Raw genomic sequence first — 21,919 nt, 5'->3', positions numbered from 1 at the left:
ATCTTCGGATGGAAAAGAGCCAACCCGACAGTGTATCGGCCGACACCCCGCCGAACCCCATTTCCCCGATGCTGGCGCATCTCCACGCCGCGCTGGCAGCGGCAGGCGGTTGGCTGCCTTTCGATCAATTCATGGCGCTGGCGCTGTACGCGCCCGGTCTGGGCTACTACGCCAACGACCGGCGCAAGTTCGGCCACGGCCCGCGCAGCGGCAGTGACTTTGTGACCGCGCCGGAACTCTCCGCCCTGTTTGGTCGCACGCTGGCGGTGCAAGTGCGCGAAGCCTTGACGTTGAGTGACACCACCGAGGTGATCGAATTCGGCGCCGGCTCGGGTGCGCTGGCCGAACAGGTGCTCGACGCGCTGGACGCCGATGGCGGCCCAGCCGTGCGTTACGCCATCGTCGAACTGTCGGCCCGTTTGCGCGAGCGCCAACAGCAGCGGCTGGCGCGTTTTGGCGAGCGCGTGCGCTGGCTGGATCGCCTGCCCGACACGCTGGAAGCGGTGGTGATCGGCAACGAGGTGCTGGACGCCATGCCGGTGCAACTCCTGGTGCGCCGCAACGATGAACGTGGCTGGCTGGAACGCGGCGTCACCCTCGACGCGGCTGGCGAGCTGGTGTTTGCCGATCGGGACAGCGATCTCACCATCCCCTGCGAAGGCCCGGTGCTGCCCGGCATGGTGACGGAAATTCACCCGCAAGCCGAAGCCTTCATCCGCACGCTGGCGCAACATTTGAAACGCGGCGCGGCCTTCTTCCTCGATTACGGTTTCCCAGAAGCCGAGTACTACCACCCGCAACGCTACCGGGGCACGCTGATGTGCCATCACCAGCACCAAGCCGATGACAACCCACTGGTGCTGGTGGGCGAGAAGGACATCACCGCGCACGTCAACTTCACCGGCATCGCGCTGGCGGCGCAAGACGCGGGCCTGGAAGTGCTGGGCTATACCAGCCAAGCGCGGTTTCTGATCAACTGCGGCCTGATCCCGCTGCTACAAGCCGCCGACCTGCGTGAGCGCAGCCTGGCCAACAAGCTTTATACCGAGCACGAAATGGGCGAGTTGTTCAAGGTGATCGCCTTGGGCGCGCCCGGTTTCACGCCCGATTTGCGCGGGTTTGCCGTCGGCGACCGCATCCACCGCCTCTGACCCGCGAAAGGCACGGCCCCATGCGCTGGTTCATCATCCTGCTGGTGTTTTTGCTGGTGTTCAACCGTTTTGGCACCTGGCTGGAACGCTTCGGCCTGGGTCGGTTGCCGGGGGATGTGCGGCTGCGCCTGTTCGGGCGCAACGTGTTTTTGCCGTTCGCCAGCAGTTTGCTGATGAGCTTTTTACTGCTGGCGTTGGGGCGCTGGCTTTAACACCCAGGGCGACGCAGCGCCTGGCCCTTCGGCGCATCCTTGGCGTACAGCTTCCACAGAAAACCCGCCACGTTGTCCCCGTAAGAAATCGCTTTGCGGGGCAGAGCCAGCCGGTCGAAGGCGGGTGTGGCGGCGCCGCGTTGGCAGGTCACGCCGCTGGTGTAGCCGGCTTGGGCGGCGGCTTCCAAGGTGCGCTCGTCGTGCGAGCCGTAGGGGTAACAGACGTGCGGCACTTCGCGCCCCAACTCGTCTTGCAGGCGTTGGCGGCTCTCCCACAGCTCGCGGTGTTGCACTTCGGCGGGTTGATCGGCCAAACGAATGTGGCTCCACGCATGGCTGCCAATCTCCACGCCCAAGCCCGCCAGCTCGCGCAGCCGCGCCCAGCTCATCAGCGGTGGCGTCGGATGATCGTGCGTGGCCATCCAGCGGGCCACGCCACCCGTCAAACCGGCGATGGCGTACACGATGGCCGGAAAACCCATCTCTTGCAGCACCGGCAGGGCGTGTTCGTAGAAGTTTTCGCAGCCATCGTCAAAAGTCAGCACCACAGCGCGTTCGGGCATCGGCGCTTGGCCGCTGAGGGCCGCTACCGCTTGGCCCATGGACAGCACCGGCACCCGCAACGCCCGCAAGGCGCGCATCTGCATCCGAAACCGGCCCACGTCGCAATACACCGCGCGGTGCGTTTGCATCGGCGCGAAATGGCCGACTTGGTGATACATCAGGATGGAAATGCCGCTCATGCCGTGGCCCGCGCTGCGTCGTAGTGGGAAATCACCTGGCTGACCATCGCCGCCTGGGTGAAGTGTTCGAGGTAATGCCGCCGAGCGGCAGCGCCCATCGCGGCGCGTTCGGGTGCCGGCAGGGCGGCCAAACGTGCGATGGCCTGGGCCAGCGCGGGCGGATCGTCCGGCGGCACCAACCAGCCGCTGACCCCATCCCGCACCACTTCGGGAATGCCGCCGACGTGGCTCGCAATGGCCGGGCGCCCCGCTGCGGCGGCCTCCACCAGCGTGAGGGACAGCGCTTCGCGCCGCGACGGGGCCAGCACCGCGTCCATCTGGGTCAGCAACGCCGCCACGTCCGAGCGCTGGCCGAGGAACTGCACGCGGTCGGCCAATCCCAGGCGCTGCACTTGGGTGCGCAGGTGCGCGGCCCAAGCGGTGCTGTCCGCGCCGACCAACTGCAACTGCACGGGCCGATCGGCGGGCAAGCGGGCCAGGGCTTCTAAGGCCACATCTTGGCCTTTGACTTCTTCGAGCCGGCCAATCAACCCCAAGCGCAGCGTGGCCGAAGGCGTGGGCGCGACGGGTTCACCGGGGTCGGGCATGCCGTTGTAGACCACGGCCACGCGCTCGGGCGGCAGGTGTTGGGCGAGCAAAAAATTCCGCACGGCGTGGGACACCGCCAGCAAGCGCATGCCCGGTCGGAACCAGCGGAAACTGTTGGTGGAGTGGGCGGTGACCACGTCCGGCACGCCGCTCCAGCGGGCGGCCCAATGGGCGTAGCGTCCGCCGCGTTGGGCGTGGCCGTGCAGCACGGTGGCGCCCCAGCGACGGGCGAAGCGGGCCAGGCACCAGGTGCCCCAGGCGTCGTACATGCCGCGCAGGCGCAGGTCGATGCCTTCGAAGCCTTGGGCGCGCATTTGTTGGGCCAGCCAGCCGGCGCCGGGGCTGGCATAGGCGACGGTGTGCCCGCGTTCGCGCAAGCCTTGGGCCAAGCGCAGGACGTGGTTTTCGATGCCGCCCAAGATCGGGCTGGGGCTGACCATCACCACCCGATGCGGGGGCGTGTTCGATGGGATGTTGATGGTTTGCACACGGGTTGCGGCGCCGGGGCGCGGGGGGATCGCATCTGCCATGTGTTGGATTCTGCTTGGTTTGCATGGCACATCCCCACCGCAGGCACGCCGCAGACGACACTCGCCATCGTCCACTCGCAGAAGTCCGCAGCGGTCGCTGAGATCACCTGTGAGGGTGAGCCGATCATCGTCGCATCGACGGGGACGCTCTATACGAAAAAGGGGGACGCCTGTCCGAAGGTGGGCGCGCCCCAATCGCTCGCACAGTTCTACGCCACCGCGTGGTATCGAGAAAACACCCTCACCGATCTGGCGTATCTGACGGGCATCACGGCGACCGATGCGACCAAATCCGCCCAAATCGCCCGTGAGTTCTCCGCCACCGAACCCAAAACACCCGACGAGAAAACAAGCATCTGCCCCGCAAACCAAACCTACTGGTCATCCCTCGCCGAATGTCACCCCACCGACCTCATCGCCCTCTATAACCAAGCAAAAAACGAAACAAAAATCTATACCCCAGATGGCGTGATCGATGGAGAACTTACGCGACCTGACAAAGATTATAGAGGATATAAATCTGATACCGCCTTCACAAATGTGAAATCCATTAGCATAAGCGAAAATTGAGCAAGCACTTCACGAACCTCAGAAAACCTCATCACCATAAAATCAAAAACAAATAATCAATCCATCATAAAAAATGGAGCTACTTATTTAATTTTTTGGAAACAATTATCATCTCTCCCTTCCCGCATTTCCACAACCGACGATTTCACCGACTGATTCTCCACCGTGACAATCGACCCAACCAACGTGACTGACATACTATTCTATAGCACTACACCATAGAAATACAAAAAAGAAAAATCCCTCGCTTTGAGGGATTTTATGATATAGACTCTCGCTCTACTGTGCTTTATATTATTTTCTTATGAGTACTGAGCCGAGGGATGAGTGGAGAAAAAATCTCGACGCTCGCATTTCTGCCGACTAAAACGCTGGGCGAATATCGTACTGGAGTTGCATCTGACCATTCATCTGCTCTGACGTGATGATCATCGTCCCACGAACACCTCCACCTACGATTGCATCGGCACGAGGCTTGAGGTACATATTTCCATTGACATCAACCTTGACTGACCATCCTGAACCATCTGATATTAGAGAAAAATCGTTCTTAGATACTACTGTTGGTGCACTACCTTCTTTGATAAAGTAATCCCCTCGTGGATCGAACCCACTACCGACGAAGAACTGCACATTCGGCCCATGCTGCACACTCAGGAACACCACCCCGTACTGATTCCCAGGGAGCTTCATGCTCGTCGGGAGGGTTTGGGCTGCGGGTTGGACTTCGAGTTTCGCGAAATAATTTTTCTTCACGCCAGCGGGATCCACAAACTGAAATTTGACCGCCCCCACGATCGGCTCATCCCCCTCCGATAAAAACATCCCCCGATCCTTCAACCGAACCGCAATTTTGGCCCGGTGCGTCTTCGCCCCGAACACCACCGACGCCACCCCCACACACCCCCGCAGCCTCTCCGGCACCGACACCAACCGCACCGCCGACACCGCATCAAAATTCGGCAACGCCACCGAAAACCGCGCCACCGCCACATCCGCCGGAAACACCAGCACCGGCCGCGCCTCGGCCTCCGACAGCGGCGCTTCCGTCGCCCCCACACCCGCCACCGACAGCGCCGCTGCACAGGCCACCACCACGGCCTTGAGGAATCGATCTGCTTGCATGTCACACCCCTGCACATCACATGGAACACGCCATTTTCCAGGTGCCACCCAACAATCGCCTTGCACACGCACAACGTGAGGTGTTCCGGCTGTGCGTTTTGGCGAGCAGGGCCTCGGCCCAGATGATTTAATGTGCAGAATTGAATATAACGTAATTAATTGTAATTTTACAATTCCTTTCAGTTCAATCGAGGAGAGGACTTTTCCAGCCTTTATCAAACTCAACAAAATACCCTTCTGATACCTTCACCCTTTTGAACCCGGTGCTGCACCGAATGAATGGATTCTCCATGACACCTTTCCCCCTTCGTTCCCCCTGGCTGCGCTGGAGCTTGGGCGTCTGCCTCGCTTGGGCCGCTTGGGCACCCGCCCACAGCGCCAGCGGCGTGGATGTAGACAGCACCACCCCTTACCTCGGCATCGGCATCAACCAACTCAGCTACTTTGACGGCGCCCAAGCCATGGCCGACGTGGTGCGCGAAAGCCAGTTTCGCGGCACCGATTGGAGCGAAACCCCCAGCGTGGACGCCCACGGCAACCCCACCCAAGACTTCATCCTGATTTTTTCCTCCAACCGCTTCGCCGCAGGCACCTACACCCTGGTCTTCCAAGGCTGGGCCAATGTCGGCGTTTCAGGTGCAGCGGAGAACGGCGGCGCTGGCCCCTACATCACCAACAAGCGTTACAACAAAATCACCAACACCACCACCGCCGACGTGGTCGTTCCCAACACACTCACCGGTAACTGTTGGTTCAATTTCAACCAAACCCGGCGCACCAGTGCGTCCACCCGCTCCGATGGCCTGAGCAACCTCCACTTCTGGCGCCCTGGTTATCCTGCCGATGGCTCCGTGCTCTTCACCCAAGAGTTTGTAAAGGCCATGAAAAAATTCCATGTCATCCGGGGCATGGATTTTGTTTCGGCCAACAGCAATGCCAGCGTGAATTGGTCAGATCGCACCGACATGAATTTCCAAGGGTACGTCGGCAGCAAAGGACAGCCTTGGGAATTGTTGGTACAACTGGCCAACGCCACCGATCGAGATCTGTGGATCAACGTCCCCGTGCAGGCCAATGATGCCTACATCCGCAATTTGGCCGGCCTGATTCGCTACGGTTCGGACGGCGTCACCCCTTACTCTCGCACACAAACCAACCCGGTTTATGCTCCCCTCAAAGCCGGTTTGCGGGTGTATGTGGAATATGGCAATGAGTTGTGGAATTCTGGCCCGGGGTTTTATGGTTTCGGCTGGTCACTCAATTTGGCCACCAAATACATGGCCGACACCACCCACCCCATCGCCTACGACGGCGCACTCACCGACACCTATTTGGCCCATCGCCGCTGGATCGCTTACCGCTCGGCCAGCATCGGTTTGATTTTCCGCCAGGTGTTCGGCGATGCCGCGATGATGGGCACCGTGCGCCCCGTGTTGGCCAGCCAAGTCGGCAATGCCAACGTGTATTTGAGTGAGGGGCTGAAATGGGCCGAAGGCTTTTATGGTCAAGTGCGCACCAGCCCGGCCAACAGCGTTGCGCGCCAGGTGAATCAACTGTGGTGGGGCGCGGGAGGCGCAGCTTACTACGATTCCACCACCGCCCCCACCGACACCAGCGCCGCCACCATGCGCGCCTATTTTGCCGGTTTGCCCAGTGCCGAATTTGCCAGCAATACCGCCATTGATGCCACTTGGTCGCGGGGGTATGGGCTGAAATCCGTGGCCTATGAAGGCGGGCCGGGGCCGGGGGGCAGCTCGTCGGGTTCGGCCACGGGCAGCGTTGAATTGGCTGCCACCTACAACGCCGATTCGCGCATGTGGGCCCGCATGAAAGCCGCCCACCAGATTTACACCGCCAACGGCGGCGAGCTGTTGAATTACTACGTTTACAGCGGCTCCCCGCCTTGGGATTTTGTCAACGACCTGAACCCCGGCGTGGTGTCCGACACCTCCACGGTAAAACTGCGCACCATCGACACCATTCGCATGGCCCCCAAGGCCGCGCCCACTTTGGGCACAGCGGTGCCAGGCACGGTGTGGTTTCCGAACGGCGGTTCGGTGGGCGTGCAGTTCGACGGGGCGGCCAACTGGCGTTACAACGGCCAGGCCATCCGGTTGCCTGTCACCACGGGCACGGGTGGCAAGGCGTTTTCCGGCATGGCGCTGATTCCGATCCGCGCCGAACAAGCCGGCACTTACCGTTTCAGCTTGGCCATGTACCCGGAAGCCGACACCCAAGTGGAACTGATGATCAACGGTGAGCTGGCTGGCACCTTCAACATCCCCGGCACCTGCGGCGGGATTTGTGCCGACAATGCTTATGCCACCAGCCCCGTCATCAAGGCCGCCCTGCCCGCCGGGCTCAGCGTGGTGCGTGTGCGCCCGGTGAACAACGACATCTGGATTCGGCGCTTGATCGTGCGTTGATCACTCACCCACGCCCAGCAGCGGGATGCCAGCGTCGCCGGCTTGACCCAGCAACCCGGCCTTGCTGTAAATGCCCAGCTTGGCGCGGGTGTCGCTGATGTCCAAGTTGCGCATCGTGAGTTGGCCGATGCGATCCAGCGGGGTGAACGCCGCGTCTTCCACCTTCTCCATCGACAGACGCTCGGGCGCGTAGGTCAGGTTCGGGCTGTCGGTGTTCATGATCGTGTAGTCATTGCCCCGGCGCAGCTCCAGCGTCACTTCACCGGTGATGGCGCGGGCCACCCAGCGCTGGGCGGTTTCGCGCAGCATCATGGCTTGCGAGTCGAACCAGCGCCCGTGGTACAGCAGTTTGCCCAGGGTGCGGCCATTGGCGCGGTATTGGCCGAGGGTGTCCTCGTTGTGGATGCCCGTCACCAGACGCTCGTAGGCGATGTGCAGCAGCGCCATGCCCGGGGCTTCGTAAATGCCCCGGCTCTTGGCTTCGATGATGCGGTTCTCGATCTGGTCGCACATGCCCAGACCGTGGCGGCCACCGATGCGGTTGGCTTCCTCGAACAGCGCCACTTGATCGGCAAACGTTTGGCCGTTCAGCGCCACCGGTGTGCCTTCTTCGAAGCGCACGGTCACGGTTTCGCGCTTGACTTCCACGTCATCGCGCCAGAACGCCACGCCCATGATGGGCTTGACGATGTGCATGCCAGCGTTCAAAAACTCCAGATCCTTGGCTTCGTGGGTGGCGCCCAGCATGTTGGAGTCGGTGGAATACGCTTTTTCCACGCTCATCTTGTAGTCAAAGCCGTTGGCGATGAGGTACTCACTCATCTCCTTGCGGCCACCCAGCTCGTCAATGAAGGTTTGATCCAGCCAAGGCTTGTAGATTTTGAGTTGCGGGTTGACCAACAGGCCGTAGCGGTAGAAACGCTCGATGTCGTTGCCCTTGTAGGTCGAACCATCGCCCCAGATGTTCACGCCATCTTGTTTCATCGCCGCCACCAGCATGGTGCCGGTCACGGCGCGGCCCAGCGGGGTGGTGTTGAAATAGGTCGCGCCGCCCGTGGTGATGTGGAATGCACCGGCTTGGATGGCGGCAATGCCCTCGGCCACCAAGGCGGCGCGGCAGTCGATCAGGCGGGCCACATCGGCGCCGTAGGCCAGGGCCTTGCGGGGGATATCCTCATAGTCCGACTCGTCGGGCTGGCCCAGGTTGGCGGTGTAAGCGCAGGGGACGGCGCCCTTGGCGCGCATCCAGTGCACGGCAGCACTGGTGTCCAGGCCGCCAGAGAAGGCGATGCCGACGCGCTCGCCGGCGGGAAGCTTTTGCAGAATGGTCGCGGACACGGTGTTGTGCTCTTTGAAATGGGGATGGAAAAGCCTGCAATTTTGCCAGCGCCACCCTCAGCCCCGAGGGAGAGCACCGTCATCACCCCGGCTTGAGGAGTTTTCGAATGGTGTTCTGTTCCCGTTGGGTGCCGCCGCTGGCGGCTTGGGTGTGCGGCCTGTCCGTGCTGGTGAGTGGTGCAGCCCGAGGGGCCAGCGTCGATGTGAACAGCCCGACGCCCTATCTGGGCATCGGCATCAACCAACTGAGCTACTTTGATGGCAGCCACGCCATGGCCGACTTGGTGCGCCACAGCCAGTTTCGCAGCCACGATTGGGGTGAAGACGTCGGCGCCGATGCCCTGGGCGCCCCCACCCGCGATTTCCTCATGATCTTCAGCTCGCTGCGGGTGGCGGCGGGCACCTACAAACTCAGCTTCAAAGGCCAAGCGCAGGTGAGCGTGTCGGCCAGCGCGGACGGCGGCAGCAGCGCCCCGCCCTCCATCCAGAACCAACGTTACGACGCCGCCAGCAACACCACCACCGCCGATGTGGTGCTGCCCGCCAACACCCGGGGCAACGCCTGGTTGGCGTTCAGCCAAACCCGCCGCACCCGGGCCTCCACCGGCGCCGATGGCTTGACCGATTTGCACCTGTGGCGCCCCGGTTATCCGACCCACGGCTCGGTGCATTTCACCAAGGAATACATCGAGGCGATGAAGAAGTTCCACCTCATCCGGGGCATGGATTTCGTGTCCGCCAACAACAACCCCAGCGTGCAGTGGAGCGAGCGCACGCCCATGGGCTGGCAGGGGTTTGTGCGCAGCAAGGGCCAACCATGGGAATTGCTGATCGCCCTGGCCAACGAAACGGGCAACGATGTCTGGCTGAACCTGCCCGTCAAGGCGGACGACGATTACATCCGCAAACTCGCCCTGTTGGTGCGCTACGGCTCGGACGGGGTGAATCCCTACACCCAAGCGCAAGCCAAGCCGGTTTATCCGCCGCTCAAACCGGGGCTGAAGGTGTACGTGGAATACGGCAACGAACTGTGGAATGCCGGGCCGGGATTCCTGGGCTTCGGCTGGGCGCTGGGGTTGGCCAACACCCACAAGGCCAACCCGACCCACCCCATCGCCTACGATGGCGCCACGGCGGGAGATCAGTACCTGGCGCTGCGACGCTGGATCGCCTACCGCTCGGCCACCCTCAGCCAAACGTTCCGCTCGGTGTTCGGCGACGCCGCGATGATGACCACGGTGCGGCCCATTTTGGCCAGCCAAGTCGGCAATGCCAACGTGTATCTGAGCGAGGGTCTGAAGTGGGCGGAAGGGTTTTATGGTCAAGAGCGCCGCACGGCACCGCTGAATCCGGTGGCGCGGCGCATCCATGAACTGTGGTGGGGCGCCGGCGGCGCGGCGTACTACGACGCCCAAACGCCCCCGACGGACACCTCAGAAAAAACCATGGCAGCCTACTTTGCCAGCCTGCCGAACGCTGAATTTGCCACCAACACCGCCACCGATGCGGTGTGGGCCCGTGGCTTCGGGCTGGTGTCTGTGGCCTACGAAGGCGGGCCGGGGCCGGGCGGACACGCCACCTCTGGCACGGCCGCTGGCAGCCCGCAACTGGTCAGCACCTACAACGCCGATCCGCGCATGAAAGCCCGCATGCAAGCGGCGCATCAGATTTACCAAGCCCATGGCGGCCAGTTGCTGGCCTACTACGTTTACAACGGCGCGCCCCCGTGGGAGTTTGTGGACAGCGCCCGCCCCAGCCCGGTGTCGGACACGCGCACCGTCAAACTCCAAGCAATCGATGCGATCCGCCAGCAACCCAAAACCGCTGAGACGCTGGGCACGCTGGTGCCTGCCAGCATCTGGTTGCCTGCTGGGCGCCGCGCCGGCATCGAACTCGATGGCGGTGACTCGTGGCGCTACGACGCGCAAGCGCTGCGGTTCGTCACCGGGACGGGGGCGCGTGGCGCGGCGTTTTCCAGTTCGGCGCTGATTCCGGTGCGAGCGGCGCAAGCGGGGCGCTTCCAATTCACCCTCACCACCTACCCGGAAGCGGACACCCAAGTGGAGCTGCTCATCAACGGCCAGCGTGCGGGGGTGTGGAGTTTGACGGGCAGTTGTGGGGGCATCTGCAACGGCCCGCCCGTGGTCAGTACTGCCGTGAATGCGCCGCTGCCGGCGGGCCTGAGTGTGGTGCGGCTGCGCCCGTTGAGTGGGTCGGTGTGGATCAAGAGCCTGAACGTGCAGTGATGCCTTGTGCGCAGCGCGAGAGGAGCCGCGCACAATGGGGCGATCCTTTGGCCGCTCCCTCCCGCGCACCATGACCCTGCCCTTCAAGCTCAACCTGGAACCCGCCCGCGACAAAGCCACGCTGCGCAAGCAGCTTCAAGCCGAACGCATGGGGTTGTTGGATCGTCACCAGCGCGCCGCGCACCTGCAAGAGGTGTTGATGGTGTGGCTCATCAGCCGCCCCGAGCAGACCATCGGCGCTTACTGGCCCATCAAGGGGGAGTTTGATGCCCTGCCCGCGCTTTACCGCTGGAGCGAAGCCGGCCAAGGCCGGCGCATCGGCCTGCCGGTGATCAACCGGGAGACCAAACAGCTCACTTTCCATGTTTGGTATCCCGGCTGCCCGATGGAGGAAGACGCCTACGGCATCCCCAAGCCGAAAGACACCGAGGCGTTCCATCCTCAACTGCTGTTGGTGCCCTGCGTGGGCTACGGCCCCGGCGGCACCCGTCTGGGGTATGGCGGCGGGTTTTACGACCGCACCTTGGCCGCCCTGCAACCCCGCCCCGCCACCGCTGGCCTGGGCTACGGCCATGGCTATGTGCCATGGTTGACCCCCGAGCCGCACGACATCCCCCTGGATGCCCTGCTCACCGAAGACGGCGTGTTCTGGGAACGCGAGTCCTGAGGCGCCCTCACACCGGCGCCGTGCGATAGGGTTCCTCAAAATCGAGGAACTCGTGCTCGGCCAGTGCTTCGGCGACCCAGGCGGCCACGCCCGGGCTGTCCCAAACGCGCTGCATGTACGCGGCCACAGGTGCCGGCACCGGCAGCGCGTAGGTGCGCAAGCGTCCGACCACGGGCGCGAAATACGCATCCGCGATGCCGAACGCCCCGAACAAGAACGGCCCGCCACTTTGGGCCAGGGCGCTTTGCCACATCTCGATCAGCCGCGCCAAATCGGCCTGAACAGCGGCGTGCTCGGCCAAAATGCGGGCCCCCACCTCCGGCAAATGCGCCTCGATGTTTTGCGGGCAATGGCTGCGCAGCGCACCAAAACCGCTGTGCATCTCCGCGCACAGGCTGCGTGCCCGCGCACGCTGCGCCGCATCGCGTGGCCACAAGGGCAGCGCCGGGAAACGCTCGGCCAGGGTTTCGGCAATGGCCAGGGTGTCCCAAACCACCGTCCCCGCGTCATCGACCAGCAGCGGCACTTTGCCTGTGGGAGCGCCCAACGTCGCCAAGGTCTGTTTGAAGCATGACCCCGGTTCAAAGCTGTCGAACCTCACCATCACTTCGGTGAAAGGCAGCGCGAAGTGGCGCATCAGCACCCAGGGGCGCATCGACCACGACGAATAATTTTTGTTCCCGATGTAGAGCTGCATGGCAAGAAGGCGCCCGGGCGCGGGGAGTCAATCACAGTGGGCCAGCGTATCAGCTTCGGGTTCATCGCGGATGGCGCAGCGGGTGCGTTCGGCCTGCGCCACCACCCAATCACAAAACCAGCGTACCTCGGGCCGGGGCCGTGCGCCCATGCCCGCCAGAGGCACCAGCCAGTACGCCGTGCGCGCCCAATGTCGCCCCGCCGGGCCGAACGGTTCGACCAACTCGCCACGGGCCAGCACCTCGTGGATCATGGGCAACCGCGCCAGGGCCACCCCTTGCCCAGCCAACGCCAATTGAACTTGTTGATGTGTGAAGTTCATGCTCAACCAACGGCGCGGCGCCAAGTGTTCGAGGCCTTTTTCTGCCAACCAGCTCGGCCAACTCAAATCGACGCTGTGGGCGTGGCTGTCGTCCATCTCGATCAAGGTGTGGGCGCTCAAGTCCGCTGGCACACGCAGGGGCGGTGCTTGGCCAGCGGCCACGGCCTGTGCCAAGCCGCGTCCGATCACCGGCGCCAACACCTCGCCGAACAAACGCAGGGCGCCCGGTGGCGCGCGCTCGGGCAGGCAGTGGCGCAAGGCCACATCCAACTCAGGATCGCCCTCGGGCACCAGGGCATCGGTGGCGGTGATGCGGATGTCCAGCTCCGGGTGCAGGCGCTCAAAATCCGGCAGACGCGGCATCAACCACAGCGAGCCAAAGGACGCAAACGTGGTGAGCTGAATTTGGTTGCGACCTTGGGCCATGCGAATCTGGCGCACGGTGGCATCCAGTCGCTGCAACGAGGGTGCCACCGCACGCAGCAACTGCTGGCCGGCGGCGGTCAACGCGACGTGGCGCGTGCCACGGGCGAACAACGCGGCGCCCACGTCTTCTTCCAAGCCTTTGATTTGGCGGCTGATGGCTGGCTGTGTCAGGTGCAGTTCTTCGGCAGCGGCGCTGAAATTCAGATGCCGGGCCACCGCTTCGAAACTGCGCAGCCAACCCAGTGCAATGGGACGATGCAACGGACGATTCATGCCCTATGGTAATGAATCGACACCTGAGAAGTCATTGGCGCGCCGCCGATCTTTTCTGAAAAATGAACCCATTGAGCAGGCCATTTTCAGGAGATGCATGATGTTGGCGCATGAATCGAAGCCGTTGGCACTTCAGGGTGTGAAGCGTTGGCATGTCACCGTGACGGGAACGCTGCGCATCACCTCCGGCCAAGTGTGGCTGACCCGCGACGGCGATCCGGACGATCACGTGCTCGCGGCAGGCGAGTGGCTGCGGCTGCGCGCTGGCGACACCGTCACCGCCGAGCCTTGGCACCACGGCCACAGCGTGCAACTGAGCTGGGAACCGGTGCGTGCCCCGCAGCCTCAGGCGCGTGGGTTTTGGGCCGGCGAATGGGCAAAGAAAAAGGTGGCTGCGTGAGCCACCTTGTCAAACACACCGGGCGGTGTGTGGCCGAACCCCAGTCCGAGTCGGCACGGGCGGCGCTCAGGCACTCCCTGAGCACCGCTCTGTTCATCAGAAACGCAAGCCCACGCCAGCGCTCAACAGCCAAGGATTGACTTCGAAGCTGCCGATTTTGGTGTTGTTGGAGTACACATCGGTGCCGATTTGCACCTTCTTGGCATCCAGGTTCAGCAGCCAGCCGCCGCCCAGGGGGATGTCCACGCCCACTTGGAGTGCCAGGCCGAAGCTGTCACGCTTCAGGTTCAGGCCCAGGGCCTTGCCGGTGGCGTTCCACTCGGTGTCGGAGATGTTGGTGTAGTTGACACCCGCACCCACGTACGGACGAGCGAAGCCCAGACCGGTGAAGTGGTACTGCACGGTCAGGGTCGGGGGCAGGTGCTTGAACGTGCCCAGATCGCCGAAGCCGTCAGCGGTCAGGGTGTGCTTTTGCGGCACGGTCAGGATCAGCTCGGCAGCAATGTTCGGCGTGAAGAAGTAGGTGAAGTCCACTTCCGGCAGCCACTTGTTGTTGACCGACGCCGAATTCGAAGCACCGCCCGTCACCGCCGACAGGGTGGCGCTCAGATCCGCACTGTTGGTGTTGGACGATTGCAGGTTCACAGCGCGGGCACGGACGATCCAGTTGCCAGTGTCTTGCGCGGCAGCGAATTGCGGGGCGAGGGAAGCGACGGCGGCCAGAGCCAGCAGGGTCTTGCGCATGAGGAACTCCAGGAAAGCGGGTTCAAGTGGTTGTTTGAAAGACGGGCACGGCGTCCGGCGCGTGTCCGTCATGTGTCGGATTGCAACGCGCCGCCCGCGTCCCTCATTTGTGCTGGCGCAAACCCGCCGCCCACCTGAAATTTCCGCTCGGCTGCCGCTTGACTCTCATCAAACAAGCTGCACGCCAGTGATGCGCGCACGCCACAGTGCGCGCCGCTGCCCCGTCAGGCCAGCAGGCCCAGGCGCCGGCTGATTTCCAGCGTCGTGGCGCTTTGGTTCATGGTGTAGAAATGCAACGCGGGGGCGCCGCCAGCGATCAGGCGTTCGCACAGCATCGTCACCACATCCAGGCCGAAGGCGCGAATGCTGGCGGTGTCATCGCCAAAACTTTGCAGGCGCAGGCGCACCCAGCGCGGCACTTCGGCCCCGCACCCATCGGCGAACCGCAAAATGCCGCTCGAATTGGTGATGGGCATGATGCCGGGAATCACCGGCACCTCGGCCCCGAGCCGGCGCGCATCGTCCACGAAGCGGAAATAGGCATCGGCGTTGAAGAAAAACTGCGTGATCGCCGAGTTCGCTCCGGCTTTCACCTTGGTAGCGTAGGCCTGCAAATCGCTCTGCGGGCAGCGGGCTTGCGGATGCATCTCCGGGTAAGCTGCGACCTCCAGGTGAAAGTGATCGCCGGTTTCTTCGCGGATGAAACGCACCAAGTCCGAGGCGTAGCGGAATTCACCAAAACTGCCGTACCCGCTGGGCAAATCGCCCCGCAACGCCACGATGCGCTCCACCCCCATGGCTTTGAACTGGGCCAGTTTGTCGCGGATCAGATCGGCGCTGGCGCCAATGCAACTGAAGTGCGGTGCGCCGCTGTGACCTTCGTCGAGGATGGCTTGCACGGTGCTGAGCGTGCCATCCTGGGTCGAACCGCCCGCGCCGTAGGTGACGGAGCAAAACTGCGGCTTCAAGACGTACAACGCTTGGCGCACAGCCGCGAGCTTGGTGACACCTTCAGGCGTCTTGGGCGGGAAAAATTCCAGGCTCAGGGGAAGGTTACGCATGTTGGAAAGCCTCTTTCGCAATCGTCAAGGAATCAGGCAGCCGGCGCGGCCTGGCCCGCCAGCACGAAGAATTCACGGTTGCCGTCGCCACCGGTGATGGGGCTGGCCAACCAGTCGAGCACGGACAACCCGCAGGCGGCGCAGGCCTCGCGCACCCGGGTTTCGACTCGGCTGTAGGCGCTGGCGTCTTTCACCAAGCCGCCTTTGCCGATGTCCGCCGGTTGCAGCTCGAATTGGGGTTTAACGAGCATCAGCAGCCGTCCGTGCGGTGCCAGCAACGGCGCCAGCGCCGGCAGCACCAGGGTGAGCGAGATGAAGGACAGATCGCCCGTGATGACATCGAAACCGCCCGTCGGCCAGTGGGTGCCCAAGGCGGCAGCGTTCAGTTCGCGGGCGTTCAGACCTTCGAGGGCGACCACGCGGGGGTCGGCGGCCAGCTTGGGGTGCAACTGGCCGTGACCCACGTCCACGCCCACCACGCGGGCGCAGCCGGCGTGCAGCAACACTTCGGTGAAGCCGCCGGTGCTTTGGCCGACGTCGAGTGCGATGGGAGGCTGCCCCCTCTCCCCAGCCCTCTCCCGCAAGGGGAGAGGGAGCCTCAACGCCGCCAAAGCCCCTCTCCCCTCGTGGGCCACCGCCTGCAACGCACCTTCCAGCTTGAGCCCCCCGCGTGACACCCAACGCAGCTCGGCGTCATCGGTGATTTGGATCTCGCAGCCTTCGGGCACCTCGTCCCCGGCTTTGCGCGGGGTCATCCAACCACGCGGCCCCAGCCAGCGCACGGCACCGCGCTCGATCAGCCGTTGCGCCGCCGAACGCGACGGCACCAGACCCCGGCTCACCAGCCATTGATCGATCCGCATCTCACACTCCTTCTTCGGCGAGGGCTTCGGTCAGCGATTCGGCTTCGCCAATCTCCAGCAGGTGGCTGGACGACGGGCGCGGCGCAATGGCGTGCGCCTGGGCCTCGCGCACCAAGGCTTCGTCGTCAGCCGCAGCGGCAGCGCCCAGCGGTTGCAACAGCCAGTCCAAGTCGTTCTCGGACAGGCTGGTGCGCCGCTCCTCGTCCAACCGACCAGCGGCTTGCACCCCACGCGCCAACTCGGCTTTGTGCGACTGCATGGCCACGATGCGCTCTTCCACCGTGCCCTCGGCCACCAGCTTGTAGACGAACACGGTTTGCGTCTGGCCCATGCGGTGGGCGCGGTCGGTGGCTTGGGCTTCGGCGGCGGGGTTCCACCACGGGTCGTAGTGGATGACGGTGTCGGCTTGCGGCAGGTTCAGGCCCGTGCCACCGGCCTTCAAGCTGATGAGGAACACCGGCACCTGGCCCGAGGTGAAGCGGGCGATGGCGGCCTCGCGGTCACGGGTTTGGCCGGTGAGCGTCGTCCAGGTGATGCCGGCGTCGTCCAGCGAACGACCGATCAAATCCAGCATCGAGGTGAACTGCGAGAACAGCAGCACGCGCCGGCCTTCTTCCAGCATTTGCGGCAGGTTTTCCATCAACCAGCCCAGCTTGGCCGATTCTTGGATCAAGCGCGCTTGCTGCAACTTCACCAAACGCGGATCGCAGCACGCTTGGCGCAGTTTGAGCAGGGCATCCAGCACCGTGATGTGCGAGCGTGCCAAGCCTTTTTCGGCCAAGGCTTCGCGCACCGTGCTTTCAGCCGAAGCGCGGATGGTTTCGTACAAATTGGCCTGGCCCTCGTCGAGCTGGACGCGCACCAGTTGTTCGATTTTGGGCGGCAACTCGGTGGCCACCATGCTCTTGTCGCGCCGCAGCATGAACGGGGCGAGGCGACGACGCAGCAAGGCCAAGCGTCGCCCATCGCCCTGGCGTTCGATCGGGTTGCGAAACAGCGACGTGAAACGCGACTCCCGCCCCAAATAACCGGGCAGCACCACATCGAACAGGCTCCACAGCTCGCCGAGGTGGTTTTCCATCGGCGTGCCCGTCAACGCCAGACGGTGGCTGGCTTGCAGGCGCCGGGCAGCTTGCGCCGTCAGGGTGTGGGCGTTTTTGAGCATTTGCGCTTCATCGAGCACCAGGGCGTGCCAGGTGGTTTTCGCCAGGATTTCGATGTCTCGCTGCATCAGCGGGTAGGTGGTGAGCACCACGTCGTGCGCGGCGATGCGGTCATGCAACTCGTGTCGGGCACTGCCGTGCAGCACCAGCACGCGCAGTTCGGGCGCAAACCGTTGGCACTCGCGGCGCCAGTTGCCCATCAAGCTGGTGGGCGCCACCACGAGGCTGGGGCGGTCTTGCGCGGCACCGCTGCGCACCTCGTTCAGCAAATGGGTGATGGTTTGCAGCGTTTTGCCCAAGCCCATGTCGTCGGCCAGCACGCCGCCCAGGTGGTTGGCGGCCAAGGCCCGCAGCCACGCAAACCCTTGGTGCTGGTACGGGCGCGGTGTGGCGTGCAGCCCCGATGGCAAGCGGCAGCGGGGCTTCGGGCTGGCGCGTGGCCAGGATGTCCCGCAGGGCCGCGTGGCCGTTCTGGCCGAAATTGGCCGCATCGGCGCCCATGCGCAGTGCGTCCATGGGCGAGAGGCGCAGTTTGTCGGCGTCAAATTCACGCGGGCGGTCGCCCAGCAGTTCGATCAGCGTGTCCAGCCAGGGTTTGAGGGGCGCACTCGGCAGGTTCCACCACTGGCCATCCTCGGTGTAAAGCCAGAGGCGTTCGGGCAGGGTGTCGATGTCCACCCGACCGTCTTCGCCCACTTTCAGGCTGGCCAAAATCTGCGGCAGCAGCGGCAGCAGGTTGACCCGCTGCTCACCAATCACGAAGCCAATCGCCAGATCCAACCAGCCTTGGCGTTCACCGTCGCTGAGGGCGGCGTCCAGGTCATCGACCCGCTGACCGTGCCCATCCCACTCGCGGTCGAACTCCACCTTGAACCCCAACTCGCGCAACGGCGCAAAGTCCTGGGACAGCCAACTCGACAGCAAGGTCACCGGATTGGGCCGCTTGGGGCCACCGAGCCACCATTCGCTGTTGGGGTGCTGGTCATCGTTTTCTACCACCCGGCGCAGGGTCGCAAACGCTCGCAAGTGCTGACTCGCGCCGGCTTCGGCCTCGGGCTGGCGCTCCAACTCAACCAGCCCCGCCGAAGTGCGCACAAATTGTTGCTCGGGCTCTTGGGTGGCCCAATAACCGCGCACCCCCGCGTAATCAAACGCCAGGGACAGTTGCAGCGGGTAGTACATCCCTTTCACTTGGCTGCGTCCCTCAGGCACCCAGCTCAGGGTGAGCACCGGCACGGGCGCTTGGCCGTGAATGCGCCGCACCACGGGTTCGGCCACGGTGGCGGGCAAGCTGGGCAGGCACTCGCGCAAATCATCGCGGCGTTGACGCAGCCACCCTTCGCGCAACAACGGCGCCCGGCACCACTGCCAGGCTTGTTGCCAATCGCGCCCGTCCAGCAACAGCGGGCCGACGCAGCGTCGTGCCTCATCGCGGTAAAAACTCACGCTGGCGATGAACGCCCGGCTGTCCGCATCCGCTTGCCCATCCGGCCCGAGCACGACGGGCACGATGCGCCAACCCGGTTCATCTAGCCCCATTTCGCGGGTCATTTCGCGGGCGGGCAGTTCTTGCGCGTCCCAGCGCCAGCTCAACAGGCGCGCTTCGCCCCATTGCCACGGTTCGCTGGCCTGACCATCCGGCAAGCGACTCACCACCCGGCCACTGGCGAGGGCGCGTTGCAGGGTCGGCAGCGCCAGGTGGCTGGTGAGTGTGCCCCAGGGCGGCTGGTTCCAGGGGGTGTCGGTGCAGTGGATCATGCCTTCGAGGCTGTCGAGCAGCAGATGCAGCTCGGCATCTTCGACCGCCCCCAAGCTGCGGCGCAAACTGTGCGGGTTGCTCTGCAACTTACCCAATTCTCCGGACTTGAGCCGCTTGGCTTTGACGGGCATCAGCGTCAGTCGCAAGCCCTGATCTTTTTGGGGCGGCTGTTCGCCCAGCTCGAACAGGATCACCTCGTCGTCGGCCATCCCGCTGGCGCCGCGCTGCTGGCTGCGCGACTCGATGCTGCGCGCCAGCTCCCCCAGCCATTGCAGCGCCCGCAAATCCAGCGGCGACGGTGCAGGCGGTGGCGGTGGCGGTGCCACGGGTGCCCGCACGGGCGCTCGCACGGGCATCGGGGGAGGTGGCGGCGGAGGCGGCGGCGGTGGCTCAGCCGTCGGTTGAAGAATGGCGGCCCAAGCTGGCACCAACGGTTTGCTGTGTTTTTTCGGGGGGAAGAACGGCACCACTTCGGGGTGCTTTTCCGCCAAGACGTTCAGCACGGCGGCCAGGTGCTTGCAACGCTCGTCGCGCTGGCCCACAGGACAGTTGCAACCCCCGCTGAAGTACCACTGACCCGACTCATCGCACCCCAGATCGAGCCAGACGTTGTACGCCACCCGCCCGCGCACCACGGCATCCATCACCCACCCGGATTGAGCGTTTGGATCGGGCTTGAGCGTCAGCGAGGTGACTCGGTTTCTGTCGGCGTAATCCTCACCGTTTTCCCAGGTGTTGGGGTTGAACAACTGGCCCAGCGTGGCCAGGCTCGGATCGTCGATGAGGGAAGAATCGTCAGCGGACATATTTTTGTTGGTTTGTTTCTCAATCTACGCCCTCGAAAAGGCGAATTGGCAAAGACGCTTTCTAAAACGAACGACAACCGTGCAAACAACAATGGCCGACTCACCACCAGCGGCAGCGGGTCGGCCCACACAAAGGCGCCCGTCGGGCACCTCAGGGATCAATAGCGATAGGTATCGGGCTTGTAAGGGCCTTGCTTGGGCACGCCAATGTAGGCGGCTTGCTCGTCGGTCAGCTCGGTGAGCATGGCGCCGACCTTCTTCAGGTGCAAACGCGCCACCTTCTCATCCAAGTGCTTGGGCAGCACGTAGACCTTGCCCACGTCGTAACCGTCGCGGTGGCAGAACAGCTCGATCTGGGCAATCGTCTGGTTGGCAAAACTCGACGACATCACAAAACTCGGGTGCCCCGTGGCGCAACCCAGGTTCACCAAACGACCCTTGGCCAACAGGATGATGCGCTTGCCATCCGGGAAAATGACGTGATCGACCTGCGGCTTGATCTCCTCCCACTGGCAACGCTCTTCCAGCTTGGCGACTTGGATTTCGTTGTCGAAGTGGCCGATGTTGCAGACGATGGCCTGATCCTTCATCGCCGCCATGTGCTCGAAGGTGATCACGTCGCGGTTGCCGGTGGTGGTGACGAAAATGTCGGCCTTGTCCGCCGCCCATTCCATCGTCACGACCTTGTAGCCTTCCATCGCGGCTTGCAGGGCGTTGATCGGGTCAATTTCCGTCACCCACACTTGGGCGGACAGGGCGCGCAGCGCTTGGGCCGAGCCCTTGCCCACGTCACCGTAACCGCACACCACGGCGACCTTGCCGGCGATCATCACGTCGGTGGCACGCTTGATGCCGTCCACCAGGGATTCGCGGCAGCCGTAAAGGTTGTCGAACTTGCTCTTGGTGACGCTGTCGTTGACGTTGATGGCACGGAACATCAGCGTGCCCTTGGCCGACATTTCCTTCAGGCGATGCACGCCCGTGGTGGTTTCCTCGGTCACACCGATGATGTCGGCGCTCTTGCGGCTGTACCAGCTCGGGTCTTGCGCCAGCTTGGCTTGGATGGCGGCAAACAAGATGCGCTCTTCTTCGCTGCCCGGATTCGCCAGCACGGACGCATCCTTCTCGGCACGCTTGCCCAAGTGCATCAGCAGCGTGGCATCGCCGCCGTCATCCAGGATCATGTTCGGGCCTTCGCCTTCGCTGCCTGCGGGGCCGAAGTCGAAAATGCGGTGGGTGTAATCCCAGTAATCGGTGAGGCTTTCACCCTTGACGGCAAACACCGGCGTGCCCGAAGCGGCGATGGCCGCCGCAGCGTGGTCTTGCGTCGAAAAAATGTTGCACGAGGCCCAACGCACTTGGGCGCCCAGGGCTTGCAGGGTTTCGATCAGCACCGCCGTCTGGATCGTCATGTGCAGGCTGCCGGTGATGCGTGCGCCCTTCAAGGGCTGCTGCGCCGCGTACTCTTCGCGGATGGCCATCAGGCCAGGCATCTCGGTTTGGGCGATCTTGATTTCTTTGCGGCCCCAAGCCGCCAGGCTCAGGTCGGCAATCGCGCAGTCCTGCGCGACCAGGGTGTCGGTGATGGCGTTCATTCGTTGCTCCGCTTCGGCCAGAGAACCCGCCGCCACCCCCTCGGCACCCGTGACAGGGCGTCACGCAGAACCCCAGAAGGTTGCCGCGCCGCGCCTGGGACGTACCGTGCCGCTGGGAGAGAGGCAGGGTGAGCGCGGTTGGATACAAGGCTCTCCGAGCCTGGGAGGTGGCGGCCCGGCCACCGTGTCCTCTCGCAGCGCTCCTCGGAAAGAGG

General features: G+C 63.6%; 18 protein-coding genes and 1 riboswitch. Of the genes, 7 read left to right on the top strand and 11 right to left on the bottom strand.

Annotated elements, in window-relative coordinates; genetic code table 11:
* Positions 1 to 8: 8 nt before the first annotated feature.
* On the top strand, positions 9 to 1,151 hold the full coding sequence (locus VITFI_RS06765; RefSeq protein WP_198301654.1) for a class I SAM-dependent methyltransferase: 1,143 nt from the start codon (positions 9 to 11) through the stop codon (positions 1,149 to 1,151).
* 20 nt (positions 1,152 to 1,171) lie between these two features.
* Positions 1,172 to 1,363 carry a DUF2905 family protein gene (locus VITFI_RS06760; RefSeq protein ID WP_089416330.1) on the top strand — a complete coding sequence of 64 codons (192 nt, stop codon included), beginning with the start codon at positions 1,172 to 1,174 and terminating at the stop codon, positions 1,361 to 1,363.
* Here VITFI_RS06760 and VITFI_RS06755 read toward each other — a convergent pair.
* Positions 1,360 to 2,106, bottom strand: a complete 747-nt coding sequence (locus VITFI_RS06755) for a polysaccharide deacetylase family protein (RefSeq protein WP_089416329.1) — start codon at positions 2,104 to 2,106, stop codon at positions 1,360 to 1,362. The two genes, VITFI_RS06760 and VITFI_RS06755, sit on opposite strands and share 4 nt — an antisense overlap.
* Complete coding sequence (locus VITFI_RS06750) at positions 2,103 to 3,224, bottom strand: glycosyltransferase family 4 protein (protein WP_089416328.1); 1,122 nt, start codon at positions 3,222 to 3,224, stop codon at positions 2,103 to 2,105. Before VITFI_RS06750 ends, VITFI_RS06755 begins: the two co-directional genes overlap by 4 nt.
* Between VITFI_RS06750 and VITFI_RS06745 the strand changes: the two genes are divergently transcribed.
* Positions 3,225 to 3,794, top strand: coding sequence for a hypothetical protein (locus VITFI_RS06745; protein WP_089416327.1), 570 nt, complete (start codon positions 3,225 to 3,227; stop codon positions 3,792 to 3,794).
* A 363-nt stretch (positions 3,795 to 4,157) separates the two neighbouring features.
* On the opposite strand, the gene VITFI_RS06740 is transcribed toward VITFI_RS06745, so the two are convergent.
* Positions 4,158 to 4,919, bottom strand: coding sequence for a hypothetical protein (locus VITFI_RS06740; RefSeq protein ID WP_089416326.1), 762 nt, complete (start codon positions 4,917 to 4,919; stop codon positions 4,158 to 4,160).
* A gap of 290 nt (positions 4,920 to 5,209) precedes the next feature.
* Here VITFI_RS06740 and VITFI_RS06735 point away from each other — a divergent pair, with 290 nt between their 5' ends.
* Entirely contained in the window at positions 5,210 to 7,345 is a 2,136-nt protein-coding gene (locus VITFI_RS06735) for a hypothetical protein (protein ID WP_089416325.1), read from the top strand.
* Here VITFI_RS06735 and argG read toward each other — a convergent pair whose 3' ends face one another.
* A complete protein-coding gene (gene argG, locus VITFI_RS06730) occupies positions 7,346 to 8,683 on the bottom strand; it encodes an argininosuccinate synthase (protein ID WP_089416324.1) in 1,338 nt (445 codons plus the stop codon).
* 107 nt (positions 8,684 to 8,790) lie between these two features.
* On the opposite strand from argG, the gene VITFI_RS06725 reads away from it, so the two are divergent.
* Together VITFI_RS06725 and VITFI_RS06720 are read left to right on the top strand one after the other, a co-directional pair.
* Positions 8,791 to 10,929, top strand: a complete 2,139-nt coding sequence (locus VITFI_RS06725) for a hypothetical protein (protein WP_089416323.1) — start codon at positions 8,791 to 8,793, stop codon at positions 10,927 to 10,929.
* A 70-nt stretch (positions 10,930 to 10,999) separates the two neighbouring features.
* Positions 11,000 to 11,596 (top strand): 5-formyltetrahydrofolate cyclo-ligase, encoded by a 597-nt coding sequence (locus tag VITFI_RS06720; RefSeq protein ID WP_089418004.1) that lies wholly within the window; start codon positions 11,000 to 11,002, stop codon positions 11,594 to 11,596.
* 7 nt (positions 11,597 to 11,603) lie between these two features.
* Here VITFI_RS06720 and VITFI_RS06715 read toward each other — a convergent pair whose 3' ends face one another.
* Both VITFI_RS06715 and VITFI_RS06710 read right to left on the bottom strand, forming a co-directional pair.
* A complete protein-coding gene (locus VITFI_RS06715) occupies positions 11,604 to 12,293 on the bottom strand; it encodes a glutathione S-transferase family protein (RefSeq protein ID WP_089416322.1) in 690 nt (229 codons plus the stop codon).
* 27 nt (positions 12,294 to 12,320) lie between these two features.
* Positions 12,321 to 13,313 carry a LysR family transcriptional regulator gene (locus VITFI_RS06710; RefSeq protein ID WP_089416321.1) on the bottom strand — a complete coding sequence of 331 codons (993 nt, stop codon included), beginning with the start codon at positions 13,311 to 13,313 and terminating at the stop codon, positions 12,321 to 12,323.
* Between the two features lie 97 nt (positions 13,314 to 13,410).
* On the opposite strand from VITFI_RS06710, the gene VITFI_RS06705 reads away from it, so the two are divergent.
* Positions 13,411 to 13,713, top strand: coding sequence for a DUF2917 domain-containing protein (locus VITFI_RS06705; RefSeq protein ID WP_157725587.1), 303 nt, complete (start codon positions 13,411 to 13,413; stop codon positions 13,711 to 13,713).
* A 96-nt stretch (positions 13,714 to 13,809) separates the two neighbouring features.
* Here VITFI_RS06705 and VITFI_RS06700 read toward each other — a convergent pair whose 3' ends face one another.
* The 5 genes from VITFI_RS06700 to ahcY form a co-directional block, all read right to left on the bottom strand.
* The gene (locus VITFI_RS06700) at positions 13,810 to 14,457 is read right to left on the bottom strand and encodes an OmpW/AlkL family protein (RefSeq protein WP_089418003.1); all 648 of its coding nucleotides are present in this window, start codon (positions 14,455 to 14,457) and stop codon (positions 13,810 to 13,812) included.
* Between the two features lie 224 nt (positions 14,458 to 14,681).
* Complete coding sequence (gene metF / locus VITFI_RS06695) at positions 14,682 to 15,518, bottom strand: methylenetetrahydrofolate reductase [NAD(P)H] (RefSeq protein WP_089416319.1); 837 nt, start codon at positions 15,516 to 15,518, stop codon at positions 14,682 to 14,684.
* Between the two features lie 32 nt (positions 15,519 to 15,550).
* A complete protein-coding gene (locus VITFI_RS06690) occupies positions 15,551 to 16,381 on the bottom strand; it encodes a TlyA family RNA methyltransferase (RefSeq protein WP_089416318.1) in 831 nt (276 codons plus the stop codon).
* Position 16,382: 1 nt separating this feature from the next.
* Positions 16,383 to 17,888 (bottom strand): DEAD/DEAH box helicase, encoded by a 1,506-nt coding sequence (locus tag VITFI_RS06685; protein WP_198301653.1) that lies wholly within the window; start codon positions 17,886 to 17,888, stop codon positions 16,383 to 16,385.
* A gap of 2,379 nt (positions 17,889 to 20,267) precedes the next feature.
* Complete coding sequence (gene ahcY / locus VITFI_RS06680; RefSeq protein ID WP_089416316.1) at positions 20,268 to 21,704, bottom strand: adenosylhomocysteinase; 1,437 nt, start codon at positions 21,702 to 21,704, stop codon at positions 20,268 to 20,270.
* Positions 21,705 to 21,827: 123 nt separating this feature from the next.
* A riboswitch (S-adenosyl-L-homocysteine riboswitch) is annotated at positions 21,828 to 21,916 on the bottom strand.
* Between the last annotated feature and the right edge of the window lie 3 nt (positions 21,917 to 21,919).

Source organism: Vitreoscilla filiformis (genome assembly GCF_002222655.1).
Taxonomy (GTDB): domain Bacteria; phylum Pseudomonadota; class Gammaproteobacteria; order Burkholderiales; family Burkholderiaceae_C; genus Ideonella; species Ideonella filiformis.
The sequence above is the reverse complement of the archived record's forward strand: the minus strand, read 5'-3'. Positions and strand labels throughout refer to the sequence as shown.

Excerpts from the sequence above, each read along its gene's own strand:
- VITFI_RS06720 (WP_089418004.1), top strand. The coding sequence starts at position 11,000 with ATGACCCTGCCCTTCAAGCTCAACCTGGAACCCGCCCGCGACAAAGCC.
- ahcY (WP_089416316.1), bottom strand. The coding sequence starts at position 21,704 with ATGAACGCCATCACCGACACCCTGGTCGCGCAGGACTGCGCGATTGCC.
- VITFI_RS06690 (WP_089416318.1), bottom strand. The coding sequence starts at position 16,381 with ATGCGGATCGATCAATGGCTGGTGAGCCGGGGTCTGGTGCCGTCGCGT.
- VITFI_RS06760 (WP_089416330.1), top strand. The coding sequence starts at position 1,172 with ATGCGCTGGTTCATCATCCTGCTGGTGTTTTTGCTGGTGTTCAACCGT.
- VITFI_RS06755 (WP_089416329.1), bottom strand. The coding sequence starts at position 2,106 with ATGAGCGGCATTTCCATCCTGATGTATCACCAAGTCGGCCATTTCGCG.
- VITFI_RS06705 (WP_157725587.1), top strand. The coding sequence starts at position 13,411 with ATGATGTTGGCGCATGAATCGAAGCCGTTGGCACTTCAGGGTGTGAAG.
- VITFI_RS06735 (WP_089416325.1), top strand. The coding sequence starts at position 5,210 with ATGACACCTTTCCCCCTTCGTTCCCCCTGGCTGCGCTGGAGCTTGGGC.
- VITFI_RS06740 (WP_089416326.1), bottom strand. The coding sequence starts at position 4,919 with ATGCAAGCAGATCGATTCCTCAAGGCCGTGGTGGTGGCCTGTGCAGCG.
- VITFI_RS06700 (WP_089418003.1), bottom strand. The coding sequence starts at position 14,457 with ATGCGCAAGACCCTGCTGGCTCTGGCCGCCGTCGCTTCCCTCGCCCCG.
- VITFI_RS06710 (WP_089416321.1), bottom strand. The coding sequence starts at position 13,313 with ATGAATCGTCCGTTGCATCGTCCCATTGCACTGGGTTGGCTGCGCAGT.
- VITFI_RS06765 (WP_198301654.1), top strand. The coding sequence starts at position 9 with ATGGAAAAGAGCCAACCCGACAGTGTATCGGCCGACACCCCGCCGAAC.
- metF (WP_089416319.1), bottom strand. The coding sequence starts at position 15,518 with ATGCGTAACCTTCCCCTGAGCCTGGAATTTTTCCCGCCCAAGACGCCT.
- VITFI_RS06750 (WP_089416328.1), bottom strand. The coding sequence starts at position 3,224 with ATGGCAGATGCGATCCCCCCGCGCCCCGGCGCCGCAACCCGTGTGCAA.
- VITFI_RS06725 (WP_089416323.1), top strand. The coding sequence starts at position 8,791 with ATGGTGTTCTGTTCCCGTTGGGTGCCGCCGCTGGCGGCTTGGGTGTGC.
- VITFI_RS06715 (WP_089416322.1), bottom strand. The coding sequence starts at position 12,293 with ATGCAGCTCTACATCGGGAACAAAAATTATTCGTCGTGGTCGATGCGC.